We start from the raw sequence: 17,627 nt of genomic DNA, 5'->3' as shown, positions 1-17,627 counted from the left end.
CTGAGTATCGCTTTGCTATTCTTTATTGATTCTTTGACGATTTAAAAAGGAAACAATCATGGCTTTAATTAGTATGCGCCAGATGCTGGATCACGCTGCCGAACACGGTTACGGCGTACCAGCCTTTAACGTCAACAACCTGGAACAGATGCGTGCGATCATGATCGCAGCAGACAAAACCGATTCTCCGGTTATCGTTCAGGCTTCTGCTGGCGCTCGTAAGTACGCGGGTGCTCCTTTCCTGCGTCACCTGATTCTGGCGGCGATTGAAGAGTTTCCACACATTCCTGTTTGTATGCACCAGGATCACGGCACCAGCCCTGACGTTTGTCAGCGTTCTATCCAGCTGGGCTTCAGCTCCGTAATGATGGACGGTTCTCTGATGGACGACGGCAAAACGCCTGCGTCTTACGAGTACAATGTTGATGTAACCCGTCGCACCGTTGAAATGGCACACGCTTGTGGTGTTTCTGTAGAGGGTGAGCTGGGCTGCCTGGGTTCTCTGGAAACCGGTAAAGCTGGTGAAGAAGATGGCGTAGGTGCAGAAGGTACTCTGGATATGGACCAGATGCTGACTGACCCTGAAGAAGCCGCTGACTTCGTTAAGAAAACCGGTGTTGATGCACTGGCTATCGCGATCGGTACTTCTCACGGTGCTTACAAGTTCACTAAGAAGCCTACCGGTGACGTTCTGCGTATCGACCGCATCAAGGCGATCCACGAGCGTATCCCGGATACTCACCTGGTAATGCACGGTTCTTCTTCTGTACCTCAGGAGTGGCTGGCAGTGATCAACGAGTTCGGTGGCGAAATCCCTGAAACTTATGGTGTTCCGGTTGAAGAGATCGTTGAAGGTATCAAACACGGTGTTCGTAAAGTAAACATCGATACAGACCTGCGTCTGGCTTCTACCGGTGCGATCCGTCGCTTCCTGGCAGAAAACCCATCTGAGTTCGACCCACGCAAATACTTCAAAGCGTCTATGGATGCGATGGTTCAGGTTTGTGTGGATCGTTACGAAGCCTTCGGTACTGCGGGCAACGCCAGCAAGATCAACGCTCAGTCTCTGGAAATCATGTATCAGCGCTACCTGACCGGTGAGCTGGATCCTAAGGTAAAATAACCCTTCGGGTGTTATAAGCCTTAAGCGCTATGATTCCGAACCCGTACCGGTATTTGCTGGTACGGGTTTTTTTATTCCGGCAGAATTTGTCTGAACAACAGGAGACACCTGAACTAAAGGGGCAAAAGCCGATGGAAGAATTTATCCACAACCACATCAACGGCATCGTTGTGGTGCTGGCGCTTTTAGTGGTGCCGTTTTATCTGCAGAAGATGCAGCAGTGGCACAAGGCCAGCCAAAAGCGCAAACGGGAACGAAAAAAGCGGCTCCGCTAAGCCGCTTTTCTTCGTGCCTATTCTTCGTAACTGTGTCAAAGCTCGACTTCTTCCTCCGGAATTACTTCCTTCTCCGCCCTGGCATCACGCAGCCACTCCTGATAAGTCTCAAGGGCCAGCACCTGATCGACATAAGCCTGCAGATTTTCCGGCAGCTCAATACCGTAGGTATTAAAGCGGCTGGCGACCGGAGCATAAAAGGCATCAGCGATAGAAAACTCACCCAGCAACCAAGGGCCACCGGAGCGCTCCAACAGCTGTTGCCAGAGGGCGATAATGCGGTCGATATCTTTTTGCGCGTTTTCACTGGCTTTAAAGCCGGTATAACTGCGGCGAACATTCATCGGTAGTTCATGACGAAGCACCAGGAAGCCGGAATGCATCTCGGCTACCGCAGCGCGCCCCAGCGACATCAGCTGCAGATCCTCCGGCCAGCCTTTACCATCCAGAAAGCGCAGATTGATGTATTCGCACACCGCCAGAGAATCCCATACCGCCAAGTCGCCATCCTTAATTACCGGCACCTTATTGCAGGGCGTGTGTTCGGACATCAGTTGCGGCATTTGCTCGGTAAACAGAGGAATGCGGATCTCTTCAAAGTCGATACCAAACTGCTTCAGCAGCAGCCAGGGGCACAGAGACCAGGATGAGTAGTTTTTGTTGCCGATAACGAGTACTGGCTTAGCCATGGAGATCTCCTTTTCTGAATCCGGTAAGAGAGCATTTGTTGGTAACAAGGTTTGTTGATTAAGAAGTTGAATCGAGTGTGCCCCTGAAGCTTTCAGGCAACAAACGAATAAAACTTAAGCCAGCCATAACGCAGGCTTATGCTGCTGGTGGGCGATCTGTTTTTTTGCCACTATTCAGCTCTCTTTCTTGTGCTTTTAGCCTCTACTATTTTTAGTCTTTTAGTTTTTAACGACGCAGGTGATTGTCACGATATGGATACTGAACTGCTCCGAAGTTTTATCGCTGTGGTGGATACCGGCAGTTTTACCCGGGCGGCCCGGCAGATATTCCGCACTCAGGCAGCGGTCAGCCAGCAGATGAAACGGCTGGAACAGAGCCTTGGCAAAACCCTGTTTGATCGTGAGGGCAGGGCGCTGGAGTTAACCGCTGATGGTAAAGCGCTGGTCAGCTATGCCCGCCGGATTCTTAACCTGCATGATGAAGCCTTGCAGAAGCTGCAGCAGGAACCGGAACGTCGACCGCTACGGGTCGGCTGTCCGGATGATTATCTGGTCACTGTGATGCCGAAACTGATCGGCCTGATTCATCAGCATCTGCCGGGGCTTGAGGTGCAGGTTTTTGGCGGTTCCAGCAGTCGCCTGCGGCCCCAGTTGGATGCCGGTGAGCTGGATCTTTCGGTGATGACTCGCCGTGCCGAGACCGATGAAGGCTATCTGTTGTATCAGGATCAGGGCGTTTGGGTTTTGCCACCGGGGAAATCACCCGAGGATTATGACTGCCTGCCGCTAGCGCTGGCAGAGCCGGACTGTAAATTCCACAGTACCGCCCTTGATGGGCTGGATAAACTGGAGCGTGATTATCAGGTGTTGGCGGTGGCTAACAGCACCCTGTTTCTCTCCGAGATGGTGCGCCGCAACAGCATGATTAGTGCCATGATACGCTCCAGTGCGCCGGAAGATTTGACCCTGATCGAAGCAGGCACTCTGTTACCGGAACTGACCTCGGTTTCTGTAGCTCTGGTGATGTCGGCAACAGCCCACCCCAAAATGCCTGCAGCTCTGGTGCAGCAGATCAGCCGGGAGTTTGCTGCGCTCGCCAGCGCCGCTGATTGAGCTTGTGGCTTGGGCTCAGTACACTTGCGCCCTGTGTTTATTTTTTCAGCCTGTGGATAAAACAATGTCATTTGATAAGTTACGAAGCCTTGTCTATTCAACTGAAACTGGCCGCCTGTGCCCGGATTGCGAGCAGCCGGTGGATAGCTGTACCTGCAAGCAGGCCGATGATGTGGTGCCGGAAGGTGATGGCATTGTGCGCCTGAAGCGTGAAACCAAAGGGCGTAAAGGCAAGGGTGTGACGCTGATCGAAGGCGTACCGGTAACCTCTGCGGAACTGAAAAAGCTGGCTAAAGAGCTGAAAACCCGCTGCGGTGTGGGTGGCGCGGTTAAGGACCATGTGATTGAGATTCAGGGTGATCAGCGTGATCTGCTGATGACCTTGCTGACCGATAAAGGCTTTAAGGTGAAAAAGGCCGGTGGCTGATTGGTTTCTCTATGTGATCGAAACCGATGGTGAGCGTCTCTATACCGGAATCACCACGGATGTTGAGCGCCGTTTTGCCGAGCATCAATCCGGCAAGGGCGCACGTTTTATGCGAGGGCGAAAGAACTTTCGCCTCCGCCATCAGCAGCCTGTGGGTGACCGAAGTCTGGCTTCAAAGCTGGAGTATGCTTTTAAGCAGCTAAAGCGTTCGCAAAAGCTGCATTGGATTGAGCTGGGGCATATCCCTTTTGATCCGGAAACAGGCAAAATTGTCGTCAAATCAGAAGCTTAAGCAGGCCAGGTGAATGACAGAACAAGATAAACAAAGCGCGGTTGATAACCGTGCTTACGGCGATGGTGATAAGTCCTTTCAGACGGCTGGTGGCGAAGCCGGAATCAAAAAGCTGGTTGATGCTTTTTACCGTGCCATGGAAACCCTACCGCAGGCGCAACACATTCTTGAGATGCACGATGACGACCTGACGGAATCCAACGATAAGCTGTTCCGCTTTCTCTGCGGCTGGTTGGGTGGTCCAAAACTGTTTCGTGAAAAATATGGCTCTATTGCCATACCCCGTGCCCATGAACATCTGGATATCGGTATCGAGGAGCGGGATGCCTGGCTGGCCTGTATGGAAGAGGCGCTGAAGGAACAGGATTATCCGGCGGACTTTAAAGCCTATCTGATGGAAGCGTTGATGTTTCCGGCCAACCGCTGTCGAAACCGCTGATAGGGTTTATATCCTGAATAAAAAACGCCGCATCAGTTTGATTGATGCGGCGTTTTGCTTTCGGTGGTCGTTATTTTCGGATTCCGGGCCTGTTTCTGACCTCAGGCATCAGAGCGGAATTTCACCATCCCGAATACGGAACCAGACCGCGATGCTATAGCGGGTGTCGTGGGCGGTCAGCACCTCATGGGGAAACTCTTCCGAGAGGAAAGCGGCAACAGTGCCAGCCTTTGGCTGCAGTGTGGTGATCGGCTCTTCGCCTTCTTCCGGATACAGCACAAACTCGCCGCCTTTCTCCGCAGTCCAGTCGTGGTTGAGGTAGAACACCAGTGTCATAATGCGATTGCGCTGACCCTTAAAGCTATCCACGTGCTTCTTATAGAACTGTCCCGGTTCATAGATAGCGTACATAGCTTCATAGTGGTTCATGCCCAGAAACAGGCGTCGGTTCACGGCCGTCATCAGCTGATTCAGCATCTGCATAAAGAGGTTCTGGGTCTCATTGATATTGTCCAGCCAGCAGATGCGGTCTGAGCGGATATCTTCCCGGCGCACAAAGTCCAGCTCGCGGCCAATACCTGCTTTATGAAACTTTTCCTGCTCATCCAGTGCCAGAAGATCTGTTTTCAGCAGATCAACAAAGGGTGCACTGAGAAAGTTCTCGATTACTCCCCAGCCATCCTGATAAAGCGCTGAGCAGATGGTATCGATATCCTGCTGGCTGATCAGCGTGGCGGATTGAGCTTCAGGCTCCAGTTCTGGTGTCAGGATGGGGTTCATAGCAGACCTCGTAAGAAAAAAGCAGGGCAGCGACAGCTCTCAGGCTTTGCTCCGGCTGCATGGCTTATACCCTATGTTGGCGAGGGGGGGAAGTGAGCAAGGTCGTGATAAATCAAAACTGTTTCGCCTACGATGTATTAATTTCCATGATAGATGGCGATATATACCTTTTTGGGTGCTATTTGTGCTTTGTTGTTGTTTTCTGCAGATGTTTATTCTATGTGAACGAAACAATTTTGCTTGATGTCTATCAAGGGGAAAAAAGAGTTTATTAGTAAAGCTAAACATACAGTAAAAATGTGACTTAATACTATATTCCCCGGATGCGGGGGTGCATCCGTGGGCAGATTGATGAATAATGCTGCACCAAGTAATTCAGGTAATAGGGTGGCGATATGCCAGGTGGTAACCGTACGCTTCTGATTGAGAAAGCAAGACGCACTGTCCAGAGAGGACTGGTGGGTTACCTTATGAGGGCGACACTCTGGCCGACACTTTTCTCCGCAGCGCTCTGTTACTGCTTCTATCTGATCGCCAGTCCGGGTTCATTTGAAAATCCGATCGCTGTGGCGCTGCCTGTATTAGCGCCGTTGACAATTACCGCGCTGATCGGCCTGCCAAACTACCGTCTCTTTAAAGCGCTGGCGGAAGAGCATGCGATTCTGGAGCGGGAAGTGCATCGCCGCCGTTCACTGGAGCGCGACCTGCGCATGCAGGCCAATACCGATACCCTGACCGGTTTGTCCAACCGTCGGGCCTTTTTTGAAGAGGGAAGCCGCCGTCTGGAGCTGGAACCTCAAACACTGGTGATTATCGACCTGGATTTCTTTAAACAGGTGAATGACCGTTACGGCCACGATATTGGTGATCATGTACTGGTGCATATCGCTCGTATGTTATCCGATCACTTTGAGCCTGAGGCCTTGTTGGCGCGCATGGGGGGGGAAGAATTTGCGTTGCTTTCCAGCCTGAATGAGAGCGAACTGATTGAACAGCTGCAGTATCTCAACAGTGTGCTGACTGGAGAGCCGCTAATCGTGCTGGGTCGTAAGATCAACACCAGCCTGAGTGCGGGTGTCGTTCAGATAGAGCAGGATGGCAGCTTGCAGGAAGGCATAATTGCCGCCGATACTTACCTCTATAAAGCCAAAGCCAACGGCCGTTGTCAGGTTCAGTCTGCCTAACCGACAGATTTCCCGCTCCGGCAGTCATCGTCAGGAGCTTCCCATGTTTTATCAATTCGCAGAATCCCCGTTAGGTCATCTGATGCTTGCCGAGCAGGAAGCCGGTGCCGGTTTATCTCTGCTCTATATCGGAGATTCCCCGGAGGCTCTGATGCAGGATGCTGAGTCGAACTTCCCGGATCGTCACTGGCAGCAAGCTGATCATCTTACGTCTTATCTGCGGCAGGTTTGCGCTGCGCTTGAAGGCAAGAATCCTTTCCCCAAGCTACCCCTTAATCTGGCTGGAACCGCATTTCAGCAACAGGTCTGGCAGATGCTGCAACAGATCCCTTATGGTGAAACCCTCAGCTACAGCCAGCTAGCGGAAAAGCTGAGTATGCCCAGTGCCGTGCGTGCCGTGGCCAGCGCCTGCGGAGCGAATCAGGTTGCTCTGATTATCCCTTGTCATAGGGTAGTGCGTAAGAATGGCGATCTGTCAGGGTATCGATGGGGCATCGCCCGCAAGCGGCAGTTACTGGTGTTGGAGGCTGGGGCTTAATCCACCCCTCTATAAACCAAAAAGCCCCGACCTTTTCAGGTTCGGGGCTTTGTCAGCTTTAAGCGTCTAACCGGCGATTAAGCCTGTTGTGCTTTCAGCTTCAGACGGCAAGCGTGCAGCAGCGGTTCGGTGTAACCACTTGGCTGCGTGGTGCCTTCAAAGACCAGTTTGCAGGCCGCTTCGAAAGCAACGCCATCGAAGTTCGGTGCCATCGCCGTGTAGGTAGGATCGTTAGCATTCTGACGATCTACAACACCCGCCATGCGCTTCATAGTCTCCATCACCTGCTCTTCAGAGCAGATACCGTGATGCAGCCAGTTCGCGATGTGCTGGCTGGAGATACGCAGGGTTGCGCGGTCTTCCATCAGGCCTACATCGTTGATATCCGGAACCTTGGAACAACCAACGCCCTGATCAACCCAGCGTACAACGTAACCCAGGATACCCTGTGCGTTGTTGTCCAGCTCCTGCTGAATCTCTTCTGCGGACCAGCTTGGGTTTGGCTCAACCGGAATCGTCAGAATGTCATCCAGATTTGCACGGCCACGCACCTTGATTTCACCCTGACGGGCAAAAACGTCAACCTTGTGGTAGTGCAGAGCGTGCAGAGTTGCTGCAGTCGGAGAAGGAACCCATGCGGTGTTCGCACCGGACATCGGGTGACCGATTTTAACGTCCAGCATGTTTGCCATCTGATCCGGGATCGGCCACATACCTTTACCGATCTGGGCTTTACCGCTCAGGCCACACTCAAGGCCCACGTCCACGTTCCAGTTCTCATAAGCACCGATCCAGGCAGCGGCTTTCATGTCGCCTTTGCGGATCATAGGGCCAGCTTCCATGGAGGTGTGGATCTCATCACCGGTACGGTCAAGGAAGCCGGTGTTGATAAATACGGTACGATCTTTCGCCGCGCGGATACACTCTTTCAGGTTTACCGTGGTACGACGTTCTTCGTCCATGATGCCCATTTTCAGAGTGAAGCGCTCCAGACCCAGTGCGTCTTCGATGCGGCCAAACAGTTCGTTAGCAAATGCCACTTCTTCAGGACCGTGCATCTTAGGCTTAACGATGTACATAGAGCCTGTAGTGGTGTTGCTGAACTGGCCCAGACCTTTCAGATCGTGCAGAGCGATCAGAGAGGTGCACATGCCGTCGATGATACCTTCCGGTACTTCGTTACCGTCTTTGTCCAGAATTGCGTTGTTAGTCATCAGGTGACCGACGTTACGCACGAACATCAGGCTGCGGCCTTTCAGTGCAATCGGAGAGCCGTCTTTACCGGTGTACTCGCGGTCACCGTTGATACGACGGGTAAAGGTTGTGCCACCTTTGCTTACTTCCTCGGTCAGGTCGCCTTTCATCAGACCCAGCCAGTTGCGGTAAACCACAACCTTGTCGTCTGCGTCTACGGCAGCAACGGAATCTTCACAGTCCATAATGGTGGTCAGAGCGGATTCCATCACCACGTCTTTAACGCCAGCGGCGTCGTCTTTACCGATCAGGTGAGTACGGTCAACCTGAATCTCAAAGTGCATGCCGTTGTTAACCAGCAGTACAGACTCAGGTGCGTCAGCCGCACCATTGAAGCCAACAAACTGATCAGCGTTCGCCAGACCCACTTCGGAGCCGTCTTTCAGAGTAACAACCAGAGCGCCATCTTTAACCGCGTACAGGGTTGCCTGAGTGTGGTCACCGGAAGCCAGAGGAGCGGCTTCGTTCAGGAAGTTACGGGCAAACTCAATCACTTTTGCGCCGCGAGCCGGGTTGTAAGAGGTGCCTTTTTCCGCGCCACCCTCTTCAGAGATCGCATCGGTGCCGTACAGTGCATCGTACAGGCTGCCCCAGCGTGCGTTGGCCGCGTTCAGCGCAAAACGTGCGTTCATTACCGGTACTACCAGCTGAGGGCCGGCCATGGTGGCCATCTCAGGGTCTACGTTCGCGGTAGTTACGGAGAAGTCTTCACCTTCAGGCAGCAGATAACCGATCTCGCCCAGGAAGGATTTGTATTCGTTCAGGTCGAAGGCCTGGCCTTTACGGGCGCGGTGCCATTCGTCAATTTGTGCCTGAATCTGTTCGCGTTTTTCCAGCAGTTCACGATTGCGAGGCGCCAGATCGTGGACAATCGCATCAAACTGAGCCCAGAACTGTGCAACGTCAACACCTGTGCCGGGTGCTGCATCGTTGTTGATAAAATCGTAAAGCGTTTTTGCAACACTTAAGTTGCCAATCTGAACGCGTTCAGTCATGGAAAGTGCCTCTATCTTTAGTTGTGCCTAGAAAGGTCAATAGGGACCTAAAAAGGTGCTGTCATTAGCAGGAATCTGATGGCTGTCCCATGTGCCGTGGGAGTTGCGCGATTCCGTTGTTATTCCTGTCAGGCTTTTTTGCGCCTGTTAGGGAACTCCGTCTGTCCGATGTGCCGTCTTTCAGAGGGAGTGATGTATGACACAGGTCATACAGTGACCCGTAAAGATACCTGAAAGTGACGGCATTTGTCCCTAGGTGTACGCCTAATGAATAACACCATTGCGACGGATAGGTCACAAAGTGCGCCTCGGCTGATCCGGTTTTTTGCGCGGCAGGTTTTTTATAACGCAGGCTTCTGGGGTAGGATGCTGTAGCTTCAAAAGCCTTGGCTTCAATTTCAGACTTGGGAAGACCCTTCAATCATGACCGCACAACACCTGAAAGCTGATCCTTTTTATGCCGGCGACCTGCGTAAAAGCTTGCTGGCTGAGGTTGCACCGGAAAAGGCGGTCATCGATGGTATTAAGCAAACCTACAGTGATTTTTATGGCTTAAGTCGCCTGCCTGCGGCAGAGCATCTTTGGGGTTGTGTGCGTTCAGATACCTATGAGGTGGTCTATCAGATTTTTACGCCTCGGCTTGAAGAGAATGAGGGTTCCAGAGGCTGCTTCTATCTGCTGCACGGCTACTATGACCATATCGGTCTTTACACCCACCTGATCCGCTTTCTGCTGGAAGAGGGTTATGAGGTGGTTGCCGTGGACTTGCCGGGGCATGGTCTGTCATCCGGGCCAAGAGCATCCATTATCTCCTTTGATGAATACAGCCGGGCGCTTTGGCAGGTTTTGCAGCTGACCGCCCAGCAACGGACAAAACCGTTGAATCTGGTGGGACAGAGTACCGGTGGTGCTGTGATTATCGACTGGTTATTGCGCAGCCCTTTCAAAGAAGAGTTTGCCATCGATAAAGCGGTGTTGCTGGCTCCGCTGGTTAAACCCTGGAACTGGACTCAGGGGCTGATCAGTTTCTATCTGTTGTCTCCCTTTATCTCCCGAATGAAGCGGCGTTTCTCTAAAAACAGTCACGATGAGAACTTTCTGCATTTTCTGAAGGAAGAACCTCTGCAATACAACTATCTGGCGGTGGACTGGGTGCGGGCGTTATCCCGCTGGATTCCGGCCATTGAAGCTGCTGATCCGGTATCGGCTAACTGCCTGATTCTGCAGGGGGAAGAGGACCGAACCGTCGACTGGAAGAACAATATCAGTACCCTGCAGGAGAAGTTCCCTAATGTGGAGGTCTGCCGTTATCCCGGAATCCGGCATCACATGGTTAACGAGAGTGAAGAACTCCGTCTGCAGTGGATGTCTGGTTTGCGCAGTTTTCTGCAGCGGAATTAGCAGAACATTTTACCTGGTATGCCTGCCTTTTAGGTGCTGTTTCAGCGGGCAGAAGTAGATAAACTCAAGATCTTCCTTTGCTTGAGCTTTCTGGCTGTACAAAACTCAGGATCAGATATCAAAAGTGAACTGATAGAAGGGATGTTCGTGTTTTTCAGTTTGTTAAAAAAGAGATCCAGTTCCATGATCAAGCGCTATTTGCTGGCAATTAAGAATCTGCTGGTGCTATCTGTTTTTCTCGTTCTTGCTGGATGCAGTACATACGGTGAAGGACTGGAAGGCGTACTGAATGATATTCGCTCGGAAAATTATACCGGTGCGGATAATGGTGCTAAAGAAGTTCTTTCGCCGTCAGGCAGCGACCGTCTGCTGCACTTTCTTGAACGGGGCATGATCGCGCATCTCGATGGTCGCTATCAGGAAAGTAACAAACTGCTTGAGCAGGCCTACCTTATTTCCGATTCCCTTTACCGAACCAGTGCCGAAGACTGGTTGGCTTCTGCCATGACCCATCCGGGTAATGCTTCCTACAAGGGCCAGCTCTACGAGCGTATCTATCTGCACTACACCAAAATGCTCAACTATCTGATGCTGGCGCAGCAGCAAAAAGCCGGCGGCAAGCAGGATCAGTTGCTGGACAGCGCCCGGGTCGAGAACCGCCGGATACAGATTTTGTTGGATGAAAATGTCTTCAAAACAGGGGATTATGATCAGGCGAAATCGGAGCAGGAAAAACTCTTCAGCAAGATCGCCAAGGTCTTCCGCCAACTGAACGGTGATCCGATCAATCCCGATGAGCTTAAATTCAGAGATCAGGCCTTTGCCCATTATGTGATGGGCGCGCTGTACGAACAGTATGGAGAACTGGATAACGCCCGTATCAGCTATCAGCGCTCTGCGACCCTGTATGAAGAAGGCTATGCCGAGCAGTATGGGCTGGATCAGGCGATGACTCGTCAGGCCTGGAGTGATGTGGTTCGGGTAATGCAGAAAGCTGGTGGTTATGGGGATCGCTGGCGTCAGTTGGTGAAAACCAAAAGTCTCGAATCAGCAGAGCAGGCGGCTGAAAAAACGGATAGCAAAAAGCCCCGGGTTAATGCGGACGATGAGAAAACCGGAGCCGGTGAGCTTCTGGCCACCACTTCAGGTGGCGGTGCCGATAGCGGTGCTGGCACCGCCTACAACTATCAGCCGGATAAAGCGGAATTGCTGATCCTGCAGCATGTGGATCTGTCTCCACAGCGCAAGGTGCTGAATATGCACCTGATGATCAACAGTGACAGTCGTCAGCTGGTGGTTCGTCCTGTGCCAGTGGGTAATCAGCGTGAGCAAAGAGAACAGGCAGCCTGGTTCTATCTGCTGTATGCCGACAAGGGGCTTTATAACATCATTCGGGATTTTTCCGACGGTTCTATCCTGACCAGTGAAGGTGTTTTAGGAAACAGTCAGGCAACGACCCTGCAACCAGTCTGGCCGCTGGTGGAGGATACCGGTCTGGATTATGTGCTGGGTAATGGCGGTGTGCGTATTGCTGTGCCTTATTATCCGATTCCCTATGCGCCGTTAAAGTCGGCGAAGGTGACGGTTTCCTCGGCAGAGGGTGATATCAGTCGTCCTATGATTAAAGCGGATTCCGTGGCTATGCTGGGGTTATTACAGCAGGTTCTGGAGGCCCAGGCAGAGCTGAACAGTGCCATGGCGCGAGAGACCCTGAGAAATCTGGTTACCCAGCAGGCGGTAAAAGATATGGGTGCCCTCGGTATTCTGGGTGGTAAATTACTGACCGCCAGCACCACCAATGCTGATACCCGAAACTGGTTGTCTCTGCCTCACCATATCCGTGTGCAGCGTCTGCAACTGGAACCGGGACAGCATAAAGTTGTTCTGAACAGTGTTTCCGTGAAAGGGCAGAAAATCCGTCAGGAATACAATGTCGATCTTAAAGCAGGTGAGCTTGAGATTCTGACCTTGAGAACCTTCCTGCCGTTTAAGAAAAAAGCAGATTAACAGAAAGCGCATGATTGAATATCGTGCGACCAAACACAGGTTGTTACAGATGGCCGAACCGCAATAAACGGCCATCAATCCAAGCTTCAAGGAGAAATGATATGCGTATGATGGCGAAACTGGGTGCAGCAGCACTGATGGGTAGTGCTCTTTTGTTAGCGGGTTGTGGTGGTCCGTCGGTTGAGCGTGTGGATGCAAATCAGGAGATCGCGCTGACGGATCGCTGGAATGATGAAGATTCCCGTCTGGTAGCCAAGGAGATGATGCAGGACATGCTGACCTTCCCATGGCTGAGCCGTTATAAAATGAGCACTGAAGATGCTCGCCGCCCTACGGTTGTGATCCATTCGATCCGTAATAAAACCAGCGAGCATATCCCGTCCGAAACCTTTATCAACGATATCAAGCGTGAGCTGCTGCGTTCCGGTGAGGTGGACTTTGTGGTCAGCGGTGATGAGCGTGATGAAGTACGTGAAGAGCGTCGCGATCAGGAGCTGAATGCGTCTTCTGAAACTCAGGCGCAAATGGGGCAGGAAACCGGTGCTAACTTTGCCCTGTCTGGCAGCATCAACAGCTTTGTTGATCAGCTGGATGATACCCGTGTTACCAGCTATCAGGTCGATATGAAGCTGATCGACATGACCACTAACCGTGAAGTGTGGAACGGTCAGAAGAAGATCAAGAAAGTGATGAGCCGCTAATTGCGGCACACTTATCATTACGCTGAACGAATAACCTGATCTACTGAGATTCCACAGGAGTGAGAACTTGGCTTCTATTAAACAGACCTCCGGAAAACGTATCTTCGGCAAACAAGGTGGCTTACTGTCGCTGTTGTTTGCCGGGGTAGTCTTGTCCGGCTGTTCCTCCGCACCGGAGAAGAGCAATGGCGGTATGCCGAGTTGGGTGAATACCCTGCCGGAGCGTTCCGGTTACGTCTATGGTGTGGGCAGTGCGGATAACACCGGCAGCGAATCCAATGCCGCTGAGAATTCCAAAGAGCGCGCCCGTGCCGATCTGATTCGTCAGATGCAGGTGCTGATCAGCAGCGAATTCACGACGGAAACTCAGCTGCAGATGAAAGGCGGCGAGACAACGGGCTTTGTCGAGCAGGTGAATGACAAGGTGCGCAGCCGTATTCCTGAGGTTGAGTTACCAGGTTTGAGCTGGAGTGACAGCTGGGTGAATCCGGAAACGAAAACCCATTACACACTGGCGGAACTGAATCGTCGTGCCGCAGAAGCCAAGCTGGCGGAACAGCTGTCGGCCATCGATCTGGAGCTGGAAGAGAAAGAACTGCCGGCAACAGAAACCAAAGATGGTCAGCCGATCAGTCAGATCGATCAGGTTCGTGAAGCGATGCCAGTGCTGGCGCTGTTCGCTAAGCGGGACAAATTGGTGGATCAGCTGAAGTTTGTTGCGGAAACCGGCTTCAGTCGCTTTGCACTGGATGAGGATCTGGTGGAGCTACGTCAGGAGTTGAACAGTCTGATCAGCTCCCTGAAGATCACTCTGTCTCCGGGTAATACCGAGGCTCGTGCTCTGGATGCCTCGCTGGCAGAAGAGATGAGCAAGCTGGGCCTGCGTCTGACCACCTCCGGTGATGCCGATGCGGACCTGCGTCTGACCTACTCTCTGACCATGAGCAGCAAAGAAGTGAACCGCACCCACTATGTTTTTGCCCGCTCGCAGGTGCAGATCCGTGATGATAAAAACCGCATCATGGGGGCTTTTGATCGCGAGGCAAAAGGCGTATCCGGTATGGAAGACCGCGCTCAGCATCTGGCTGCGAAGCAGCTGGGTGGCATTCTGGCGAGAGAAGTGATCGACGCGCTCTTTATTGTTGATTAGTGTCTTGCTCTAAAACGACAGTCGATAAAAAGCCCGCCTTTCATTGCAGAAAGGCGGGCTTTTTTAGTGCTTTATTATGAGCTGACAATCAGCTCATATCGGCAAACGGATTATCCAGCTCAAGGGATACATCCTGAGCGTAACCAGGAATATGCAGCTTGCTGTCGGTCATCTGCAGCTCAGGGCCTTCCAGTACTTCGCGATCACCGAAGTGATACACCACACTGAAACGACCGGCATCCACTTCAGCCTGATACTCTGCGGCACGGGCTTTCTGCTGCTGTACCTTATCTTCCCAGGCGCTGATGGCGGCCTGACCGTGTTTCTTGGCCAGCATCTGCAAGGTCACTTCCGGCGAGAAGATCACACCGGTAGCGTTATTGCCGCCGAAACCTTTGGCGTTGATAAAGGCAGTATCCATCGGACGTTCTGCCAGATCGATCGCCTGCTGAGAGAATTCCAGATTGCTCTGGTGCACGTCATCCGCAATTTTATCGGTAGTGGCGATACCCGGAATCATCTTGTGCGCCCAGGTGCCCAATGCGCTGATGGTCTGATCACCGGCGGCCGTGCCCTGAGAGTGACCCACGTAGCACTTGATGGCAGCAACCGGCCAGCTTTCAATGCTGAACGCCTTGGCGACTTCATTCAGAACGTGGGATTCGGTCACACGGTTTTTCGGGGTGCTGGTGCCGTGGGCGTGAACATAACTGCGCTGACGCAGGGATTCTTCACCCAGCACAGAGCGAACCAGTGCCGCTGATTTTGCCAGCGTGACATAGTTGCCGATGCCTGGGGCACTGATCGATTTCTTAAAGCCATCTGCGTTAACAAACACTTCCGGTACCGAACCGAAGATCTGAGCGCCCAGTTCCAGCGCCAGAGTATCGTCGGTCAGCATCAGGTACTGAGCACCTTCTGCCATGGTGAAACCGCAGTTTTCCGCAAACGGACGACAGGCTTTCTGGTAATCGGCGTCGACCAGTTTTTCCAGTGCATCCAGAGCCATCAGGCTGGCATCGTCTGCCAGCGCACCCATCACGCGGAAACCTTCGATAATCTCAGGGGTAATTGGCGCATCGCTGGTGCCGACAACCGCCAGACGACGACGGCCCAGACGGATATCCGTTACCGCAGCCTGCAGGTTGTACAGGAAGCTGGCGCAGGCACCCAGATGGCCAGCGGTAGAACCTACACTGCCCAGAACGTAAGCGTTGATAAAGTCTGCAGGCATCTGGCCGTAGCCCAGAGGCATCTGCTTGGACGTAGCACGCTTGCCGTTAACAAAGTTCTGCAGCAGACCGCCCCAGCCAAACTGATCCAGCTGGCCGATAGAGTTTCCGGCGTAAACCGCCATCTGATCCGGACGCAGGGTGTCTTTTACCGCATCCCAGTCCAGACCTGTGCTGCCCAGCATGTCAGATGCGGCAAATACCGCCATCTGCAGACCACGCGGGTGGTGCACAGAACGGTAGAATTTACCCGGATCAAAACCCGTCGGCATCTGTGCAGAGGCTTTAACGCCTGCTTCACGGCCATCAGGAATCAGGGCTTCAAAGCTGCCTGTAATGGTGATTTGGTACTGACCGTTTTCCAGCGTCTCAACCTGCCAGTTATCCGGTGTGGTTTCCGGCATCTGACGAGGGCGCAGGGTAAAGCTGATCGCTTCCTGGTCCGGTTTGATGGTTAGCCGTGCATTGGCAGGAATCGCATCCACATCAAACAGATCAGGGTGGGTTTTACGGATCAGGGTGTTATCCAGTACCTGTGAACGTACGCGATCCGCAGCCGCGTTCAGATCCAGACTTTCACCGTCTGATGTGATCCACTGACCCGCTTGTTCCGTCAGCAGTCCCATCATGCAGGCAAGACTCACCAGAGTCTGTGCCTGTTGTTCATTATCAAGACTGTTTAAAACGGTGCGGCGGAAGCTCTGAAAACCTGAACTCCGACCTGCAGCATTAACGCCGCCAAAACCAATAATTACCGGTAACTGTGACAAGCCCCACTCCTCATTACGGTGTCGCAATTTATGCTGCTGCGACGATACTGGATAGCCCGTATGACCGAAAAGTCACGCGATAGCCTAGCTCGTTGGGGATGGCCAAGAGGTGATGAACTACCTGGAAGCCAAACTCTGAGGAACCCTGTTTAAAACAAAACAGAGCCCTGAAAAATTAAGCGAAGAATGTTATCACTTACCAAACAGCGCGGCTATGGCTGAATACCCGCCAAACGTGGATTTTGTGCAGGTTTTTGTGTCTTTTCTGTCCATTATCATAGCTGTATTTTTATCGCTTTTTTACGCAGGGATCAGACTCGACCCGCCGCCGGAAAATGAATACACTCAGTTATTATGTTGCACTGCCGAAATAGATAAATAGCGTCAAATCAATAAGCATTCATCTAAGCAGAAGTCTCAACCGATCAGAGCAGAGGGAAGGTCTATGATCCGCGTGGTATTCAATCAGAAAGGTGGCGTTGGCAAATCCAGTATTACCTGCAATCTGGCGGCGATCAGTGCCTGTCAGGGGCTGAAAACTCTGGTGGTAGACCTTGATCCTCAGGGAAATTCCAGCCACTACCTGACCGGTAAAACTGTGCAGGAGATGGATGACACTTTGTTTGATTTCTTTGAGCAGTGTCTGATGATCTCCTCTCAACGCAAGCCGATGACCCAGCTGATTCAGCCGACCCAGTGGGACAATCTGCATGTATTGCCCGCTCATAGTGAGCTGGAGAGTCTGGAGGCGAAACTTGAATCCCGTTACAAGATCTACAAGCTGAAAGAGATGCTGCAGGAGCAGGCTGAGATCTATGACCAGATCTTTATCGATACGCCGCCCGCGCTGAACTTCTTCTCCCGCTCTGCGCTGATCGGTGCCGAACGCTGCCTTATTCCTTTTGATTGTGATGCCTTCTCCCGTCAGGCTCTGGGGCAACTGTTGGGCAATATCGATGAGATGCGCGCGGATCATAACCCGGATCTGCAGGTGGAAGGCATCGTTGTTAACCAGATGCAGCCTCAGGCGAAACTGCCACAGCAGCTGGTCAATGAACTGATAGAAGAGGGGCATCCGGTGCTGCCGGTACACCTGATGTCATCGGTCAAAATGCGTGAGTCCCATCAGCTGAGCAAACCTCTGGTTCACTATGTGCCTAAACACAAGCTGACTGGCCAGTTTGTCGAGTTGTTCAGCGTACTTTCTGAGTAACAGCTCCGAAAAGTTTGGCAGATAAGGGTATCCGTATGGGGTGC

The 17,627-nt window shown here is 52.4% G+C and carries 17 protein-coding genes; 13 read left to right on the top strand and 4 right to left on the bottom strand.

Annotated features, from left to right (window positions below):
* The first annotated feature begins 58 nt into the window (after positions 1-58).
* Both fba and BV405_RS17720 read left to right on the top strand, forming a co-directional pair.
* A complete protein-coding gene (fba, locus tag BV405_RS15660) occupies positions 59-1,123 on the top strand; it encodes a class II fructose-bisphosphate aldolase (RefSeq protein ID WP_086481838.1) in 1,065 nt (354 codons plus the stop codon).
* Positions 1,124-1,254: 131 nt separating this feature from the next.
* A complete protein-coding gene (locus tag BV405_RS17720; protein WP_176330192.1) occupies positions 1,255-1,398 on the top strand; it encodes a hypothetical protein in 144 nt (47 codons plus the stop codon).
* A gap of 35 nt (positions 1,399-1,433) precedes the next feature.
* Here the strand turns inward: BV405_RS17720 and BV405_RS15655 are convergent, their stop codons facing one another.
* Positions 1,434-2,087, bottom strand: a complete 654-nt coding sequence (locus BV405_RS15655) for a glutathione S-transferase family protein (RefSeq protein ID WP_086481837.1) — start codon at positions 2,085-2,087, stop codon at positions 1,434-1,436.
* A 252-nt stretch (positions 2,088-2,339) separates the two neighbouring features.
* Here BV405_RS15655 and BV405_RS15650 point away from each other — a divergent pair, with 252 nt between their 5' ends.
* The 4 genes from BV405_RS15650 (at position 2,340) to BV405_RS15635 (ending at position 4,358) form a co-directional block, all read left to right on the top strand.
* Positions 2,340-3,200, top strand: a complete 861-nt coding sequence (locus BV405_RS15650) for a LysR family transcriptional regulator (protein ID WP_176330191.1) — start codon at positions 2,340-2,342, stop codon at positions 3,198-3,200.
* Positions 3,201-3,264: 64 nt separating this feature from the next.
* Entirely contained in the window at positions 3,265-3,627 is a 363-nt protein-coding gene (locus BV405_RS15645) for a translation initiation factor Sui1 (RefSeq protein ID WP_086481883.1), read from the top strand.
* A complete protein-coding gene (locus BV405_RS15640; RefSeq protein ID WP_086481835.1) occupies positions 3,620-3,919 on the top strand; it encodes a GIY-YIG nuclease family protein in 300 nt (99 codons plus the stop codon). The genes BV405_RS15645 and BV405_RS15640 overlap by 8 nt, the downstream gene beginning before the upstream one ends.
* Positions 3,920-3,932: 13 nt before the next feature.
* Positions 3,933-4,358 (top strand): group II truncated hemoglobin, encoded by a 426-nt coding sequence (locus BV405_RS15635; RefSeq protein ID WP_086481834.1) that lies wholly within the window; start codon positions 3,933-3,935, stop codon positions 4,356-4,358.
* Positions 4,359-4,466: 108 nt separating this feature from the next.
* On the opposite strand, the gene BV405_RS15630 is transcribed toward BV405_RS15635, so the two are convergent.
* Entirely contained in the window at positions 4,467-5,138 is a 672-nt protein-coding gene (locus BV405_RS15630) for a 2OG-Fe(II) oxygenase (protein ID WP_086481833.1), read from the bottom strand.
* A gap of 395 nt (positions 5,139-5,533) precedes the next feature.
* Here BV405_RS15630 and BV405_RS15625 point away from each other — a divergent pair, with 395 nt between their 5' ends.
* Complete coding sequence (locus tag BV405_RS15625) at positions 5,534-6,322, top strand: GGDEF domain-containing protein (protein ID WP_086481832.1); 789 nt, start codon at positions 5,534-5,536, stop codon at positions 6,320-6,322.
* 43 nt (positions 6,323-6,365) lie between these two features.
* Entirely contained in the window at positions 6,366-6,860 is a 495-nt protein-coding gene (locus BV405_RS15620) for a methylated-DNA--[protein]-cysteine S-methyltransferase (RefSeq protein WP_086481831.1), read from the top strand.
* A gap of 77 nt (positions 6,861-6,937) precedes the next feature.
* On the opposite strand, the gene BV405_RS15615 is transcribed toward BV405_RS15620, so the two are convergent.
* On the bottom strand, positions 6,938-9,109 hold the full coding sequence (locus BV405_RS15615) for a malate synthase G (RefSeq protein ID WP_086481830.1): 2,172 nt from the start codon (positions 9,107-9,109) through the stop codon (positions 6,938-6,940).
* 423 nt (positions 9,110-9,532) lie between these two features.
* Here BV405_RS15615 and BV405_RS15610 point away from each other — a divergent pair, with 423 nt between their 5' ends.
* The 4 genes from BV405_RS15610 (at position 9,533) to BV405_RS15595 (ending at position 14,368) form a co-directional block, all read left to right on the top strand.
* Positions 9,533-10,510, top strand: a complete 978-nt coding sequence (locus BV405_RS15610) for an alpha/beta hydrolase (protein WP_086481829.1) — start codon at positions 9,533-9,535, stop codon at positions 10,508-10,510.
* Positions 10,511-10,693: 183 nt separating this feature from the next.
* Entirely contained in the window at positions 10,694-12,517 is a 1,824-nt protein-coding gene (locus BV405_RS15605) for a COG3014 family protein (protein WP_140054645.1), read from the top strand.
* A 101-nt stretch (positions 12,518-12,618) separates the two neighbouring features.
* The gene (locus tag BV405_RS15600) at positions 12,619-13,218 is read left to right on the top strand and encodes a penicillin-binding protein activator LpoB (protein ID WP_086481827.1); all 600 of its coding nucleotides are present in this window, start codon (positions 12,619-12,621) and stop codon (positions 13,216-13,218) included.
* Positions 13,219-13,285: 67 nt separating this feature from the next.
* Positions 13,286-14,368 carry an LPP20 family lipoprotein gene (locus BV405_RS15595; protein WP_086481826.1) on the top strand — a complete coding sequence of 361 codons (1,083 nt, stop codon included), beginning with the start codon at positions 13,286-13,288 and terminating at the stop codon, positions 14,366-14,368.
* Positions 14,369-14,456: 88 nt separating this feature from the next.
* Here BV405_RS15595 and BV405_RS15590 read toward each other — a convergent pair whose 3' ends face one another.
* Positions 14,457-16,370 (bottom strand): beta-ketoacyl synthase, encoded by a 1,914-nt coding sequence (locus BV405_RS15590; RefSeq protein WP_086481825.1) that lies wholly within the window; start codon positions 16,368-16,370, stop codon positions 14,457-14,459.
* Between the two features lie 445 nt (positions 16,371-16,815).
* Here BV405_RS15590 and BV405_RS15585 point away from each other — a divergent pair, with 445 nt between their 5' ends.
* Complete coding sequence (locus tag BV405_RS15585; RefSeq protein ID WP_086481824.1) at positions 16,816-17,583, top strand: ParA family protein; 768 nt, start codon at positions 16,816-16,818, stop codon at positions 17,581-17,583.
* Positions 17,584-17,627 lie beyond the last annotated feature (44 nt).

The organism is Oceanospirillum sanctuarii, from assembly GCF_002150805.1.
Classification (GTDB): domain Bacteria; phylum Pseudomonadota; class Gammaproteobacteria; order Pseudomonadales; family Halomonadaceae; genus Oceanospirillum; species Oceanospirillum sanctuarii.
Note: the sequence above shows the minus strand (reverse complement) of the source record. Positions and strands in the feature narration are given on the sequence as shown.